Raw genomic sequence first — 1,474 nt, 5'->3', positions numbered from 1 at the left:
CCCGCCTCTACTACACTTTCTATCCAATCGGTACCGTTACCTTTTTCTCGGGATTTGCTTTGGCTGGCACAGGCAGAAATGGTAAATCCGTTTTTCTCTACCAAAGTTATAGCCCACGCCCATCGAGCCACTGCTGTTTTTTATTTCATCTTTGTTTTTATCGTATTTTCTTGTCCAATGATGTTAACATCATGGTTTGCTTTGAGCATTGCATCATGACCGCATATTGATATCGCCACTCTCTTTTTCACCATTGCCTGTCGCAATAATGCTGAGGTTATGCCACACTGAGACGCCACTATTGCGTCGATATTGACGTTTTCGTCTTGAAACAAGAAATACTAAAAAAACGCCAAAAAAACTTAAATAGTAAGTAAATAGCGTGTTTTTTATTTTTTTAAATGGAATTAATAAGATATGACACAATGCGCAATGCAACAAGTAGGCTTTATTTTCTACAATAGTGCATAAAAACAATAATACCTAAACCAGTATGAGCTTTAGCTCCATCATCTCTCATATAACCAAAAGCACCATTCCACTTATTAGGATTGTGGTTTGAACTATAACCGTTCGTTGTGGGTATTCTAAAGGCTCATGCCAAAGTTTTGTTGTTTCAACATTAAAATAATCCACCATCGCCACGGGATGAATAAACCATGCCTTACCGTCGCGGATAGATTGGACTGTTTAGGGGTATTATTTTCGTTGGGTTGAATATATTAGTGTGCCGGTTAAGATTTGCTGTAATTCTCGCATCGCCGGCGTGTAATCGGCTAAATCTAAGGTTGTAACTTTATTTTTGCTGATTTTATCAGATAATTCGCCTACCGTTGCCTTCTCTTCTATCGTTTTAAAACCTGACCAGTGCCATGGGCTAACTCGTTTTATGTGTTGCTGTGCGCCACTTTTAGTGTTTACCCAACCTTGTATTGGCTCCCTTGTTTATTCCCCGCCTGTATATATCGCCACACCGAATCAGGGGCGGCATCATCAACTGCTGTAAAACTTTCACTGTTAAGCGATACCGTTCGTGAGTATTCAACGGTATGAGACTTGGTTGTTACTGATAAATTATTTAATAACAAGATTAATTTACTTTTAATAAATTAAGGCTTAGGATGAAAGTCATCAATTTGATCTCGCCAACGATTATAATTCCAATCAATAATCTTGTTTTTTAACTCAGACAGATAATCTTGGGCGGCTTGTTGTTGTGCTGGATTAAGAATTTTTTCTAAACGAGTTTGAATTTCCTTGTTATATTCCCAAACTGGGGGAAGTTGCTCAGAATCCCACGCTAAATTGTTACCTTGTTCCTCGATTTTTTGTTTTGCATAATCACTTAATAGTGACCACGCATAGGCTTTAACAATATCATGCTCACGGCCTAATCCATATAAATAGGCTTCAGTAACCCGTAATATACCAATAATCGAGCTATGCTCCGCCATTAACTGCGCATAATCAATCG

Annotated in this window: 3 protein-coding genes; 1 reads left to right on the top strand and 2 read right to left on the bottom strand. The window is 38.3% G+C overall.

The window, feature by feature from the left end; genetic code table 11:
- On the top strand, window positions 1–219 hold a 219-nt coding region (locus tag A9G35_RS13725; RefSeq protein ID WP_218057194.1), incomplete at its 5' end, for a hypothetical protein.
- Here the strand turns inward: A9G35_RS13725 and A9G35_RS13230 are convergent.
- A complete protein-coding gene (locus A9G35_RS13230; protein WP_141673763.1) occupies window positions 214–426 on the bottom strand; it encodes a hypothetical protein in 213 nt (70 codons plus the stop codon). The two genes, A9G35_RS13725 and A9G35_RS13230, sit on opposite strands and share 6 nt — an antisense overlap.
- Before the next feature lie 683 nt (window positions 427–1,109).
- On the bottom strand, window positions 1,110–1,474 hold a 365-nt coding region (locus tag A9G35_RS13540), incomplete at its 5' end, for a hypothetical protein (RefSeq protein ID WP_176701412.1).

It is taken from the genome of Gilliamella sp. Choc5-1, from assembly GCF_001690595.1.
In the GTDB taxonomy this organism is placed as follows: Bacteria; Pseudomonadota; Gammaproteobacteria; order Enterobacterales; family Orbaceae; genus Gilliamella; species Gilliamella apicola_M.
The sequence above is the reverse complement of the archived record's forward strand: the minus strand, read 5'-3'. Positions and strand labels throughout refer to the sequence as shown.